The organism is Methylobacterium sp. WL18, assembly GCF_008040015.1.
Classification (GTDB): domain Bacteria; phylum Pseudomonadota; class Alphaproteobacteria; order Rhizobiales; family Beijerinckiaceae; genus Methylobacterium; species Methylobacterium mesophilicum.
Window position 1 is genome coordinate 1 of sequence record NZ_VRVD01000670.1, and the last position, 2,507, is coordinate 2,507.

Here is a 2,507-nt window from a genome sequence, read left to right on the forward strand (position 1 = left end):
GCGGTGCCGGGGCCGACCAGCAGCGCCGAACCCGCGAAGGTCTCGCGCAGGTCGTCGGGCAGGACCGCGCCGATCCGGGCGAGCGCGCTCCGGGTCGCGCCGCTCAGCCGGTCGTCGGCGCGGTCGGCCACCCAGCGCGACCCCAGGACCAGCGCCTCGATCTCCTCCGGGCTGAACATCAGCGGCGGCAGCAGGAAGCCCGGCTTCAGAATGTAGCCGACCCCCGGCTCCCCCTCGATGGCGGCCCCCATCGCCTGAAGGCTCGCGATATCCCGGTACAGGGTGCGCAGGCTGACGCCGGTCTCCCCGGCCAGCACCCGCCCGCTGACGGGCCGCCGGTGGCGGCGCAGGACGTGGAGCAGGTCGAACAGGCGTTCCGAGCGGGACATGCGGCCCTTCTAACGCCCGCGACGCTGCCGTCGGATGACGACATCGCGGGTTCCGGCCCGTTACGGAGCGAGCGCCTTGACCATGTGCACCGTGATGTCGTCGTCCAGGGTCCGGCCCGGGCCGTCATACGGCTCCTCGCGCTCCACCCGGTAGCCGAGGGATCCGTAGAGGCGCAGGTTCGCCGTGTATTTCTTGTTGGTGTAGAGCTGCAGCCGCGTCAGGCCCGCCCCGGCGGCGATGGTGTCCGCGCGTTTGAGCAGCGTCGTCCCGAAGCCCCGGCCCTGGAAGGCCGGGTGGACCGCGACGTTGACGACCAGCAGGTGGCCGTTCCCTTCGTCGTCCCTTCGCGTGGTCTCGATCAGGGCGGCCAGTTCTTCGTCGATCTGCAGCAGGTCGAAGCGGTGATCCTGCACAGACTTCGCGTAATCGGCACGCATCGGCGTCGGCAGGCGGCCGATCAGCGGGATCCATGCGGCGTAGGCCGCGTCCACCAGAGCCCGGATCGCCGCCGCGTCCGCCGCCTCCGCCGGCCTGATCCGCATCGTCTCCGCCATTCCGAAAGACCGCCTGTGGTTGACCGGGGCCGGCCCATCCCCTAAAGACCCGGCCGTCGATGGGGCTCCGCACGGGGCCCCGTCGCGTTTTCACGCGCACCCGTGGGCGGGATCATCCCGCCCTGTCGTCCCGGCCTTGAGGGTCCGGGAAAAGGAGGGCGCGTTCCTCAATCTCGGTCTCGAGAGGACGCGAAACAATGTCGAAGCGGATTCAGGCGAAGCACAAGCTCGACCGCCGCATGGGCCAGAACATCTGGGGCCGCCCGAAGAGCCCCGTCAACCGCCGCGAGTACGGCCCGGGCCAGCACGGCCAGCGCCGCAAGGGCAAGATGAGCGACTTCGGCACGCAGCTGCGCGCCAAGCAGAAGCTCAAGGGCTATTACGGCAACATCACCGAGAAGCAGTTCCGCCGCTACTACGCCGAGGCGATCCGCCTGCGCGGCGATTCCGGCGAGAACCTGGTCGGCCTGCTCGAGCGGCGCCTCGACGCCGTGGTGTACCGCGCGAAGTTCGTGGCGACCCCGTTCGCGGCCCGCCAGTTCGTCAACCACGGCCACGTCAAGGTCAACGGGATCCGGGTGAACATCCCGAGCTACCAGGTGAAGGCCGGCGACCTCATCGAGGTCAAGGAATCCTCCCGCCAGCTCGAGATCGTCATCGTGGCGACCCAGCTCCCCGAGCGCGACGTGCCGGACTACATCGAGGCCGATCACGCCAAGATGACCGCCCGCGTCACCCGCATCCCCAGCCTGTCCGAGGTGCCCTACCCGGTGCAGATGGAGCCGAACCTCGTCATCGAGTTCTACTCCCGCTGAGTCTCCCGGGATCGCACCCCGTGGCCGAGCCGGCGGCGGGGTGTGGTTCGGGAGCCGGACTTGCGCAAGAAGGGGCTGCCCGCAGGGGCGGCCCCTTTTCGTATCCGGCTCAGCAGCCGTTGCAGATCGTGCCCATCGTGTGGCGCATCTTGCTGTCCCACGCCTTCGAGCGGGCTTCCGCGGCCTTCTGCGCCTTGACCATGGCGACCTCGTTCACCGGCCGGGCCGTACCCGTGGCGGCGGGGCTCGGCGGCTTGGTCTGCCCGGTGGCGGTGATCCTGCGGCCGACCCGGGACCCGTCCGGGGCCGGCGGGCTCTGGGCCAGGGCCGGCGCCGCCCCGAGCAGCACGCCCAGGATCACCGCGTGACGGATCGTTGGCATGGACCTGATCTCCCCGACGGCGGGGTGTCTGCGTGCCCCGCCTCAACTGCCGATGACATTAGGGCCGCACCGGAGCACGTTGCAATTGGATGCGGCGCTAAGCCTTTGTCGTGATGCGCGTGCGCACCCCGAGCCGGTATCCGCACCGGCGGGCAGCCCCCTAGCCGGCCGCGGCGGCGAAATCATGGTGCCCGGGCCGGAGGCGGCCCGGCGAGCCGCCCTGCGTGCATTCCGGAGAAGATCCCCTTGTCCTCGCCCTTGCCCCCGCCCCTGAACCGCCGCGAGGCCGTGGCCGAGGCGCTGGCCCACATCGCCCCGCGCCTGCCCGCCTTCGAGTCCGACGCCGTGCTGGACCGGGCGCTGGCG

At 70.8% G+C, this 2,507-nt stretch carries 4 protein-coding genes and 1 pseudogene; 2 read left to right on the forward strand and 3 right to left on the reverse strand.

The genetic code is table 11. The features are described from left to right. On the reverse strand, positions 1-389 hold a 389-nt coding region (locus tag FV228_RS26720; RefSeq protein ID WP_147857288.1), incomplete at its 3' end, for an HTH domain-containing protein. Positions 390-449: 60 nt separating this feature from the next. Further along, complete coding sequence (locus FV228_RS26725) at positions 450-944, reverse strand: GNAT family N-acetyltransferase (RefSeq protein ID WP_147857289.1); 495 nt, start codon at positions 942-944, stop codon at positions 450-452. 197 nt (positions 945-1,141) lie between these two features. Here FV228_RS26725 and rpsD point away from each other — a divergent pair, with 197 nt between their 5' ends. Beyond that, positions 1,142-1,759, forward strand: coding sequence for a 30S ribosomal protein S4 (gene rpsD / locus FV228_RS26730; RefSeq protein WP_058190956.1), 618 nt, complete (start codon positions 1,142-1,144; stop codon positions 1,757-1,759). A gap of 109 nt (positions 1,760-1,868) precedes the next feature. On the opposite strand, the gene FV228_RS26735 is transcribed toward rpsD, so the two are convergent. Beyond that, complete coding sequence (locus FV228_RS26735; protein WP_147857290.1) at positions 1,869-2,141, reverse strand: hypothetical protein; 273 nt, start codon at positions 2,139-2,141, stop codon at positions 1,869-1,871. A gap of 246 nt (positions 2,142-2,387) precedes the next feature. On the opposite strand from FV228_RS26735, the pseudogene FV228_RS34445 reads away from it, so the two are divergent. After that, a pseudogene (locus FV228_RS34445) lies at positions 2,388-2,507 on the forward strand (DUF2293 domain-containing protein); the annotation flags it as partial.

Excerpts from the sequence above, each read along its gene's own strand:
- FV228_RS26735 (WP_147857290.1), bottom strand. The coding sequence starts at position 2,141 with ATGCCAACGATCCGTCACGCGGTGATCCTGGGCGTGCTGCTCGGGGCG.
- FV228_RS26725 (WP_147857289.1), bottom strand. The coding sequence starts at position 944 with ATGGCGGAGACGATGCGGATCAGGCCGGCGGAGGCGGCGGACGCGGCG.
- rpsD (WP_058190956.1), top strand. The coding sequence starts at position 1,142 with ATGTCGAAGCGGATTCAGGCGAAGCACAAGCTCGACCGCCGCATGGGC.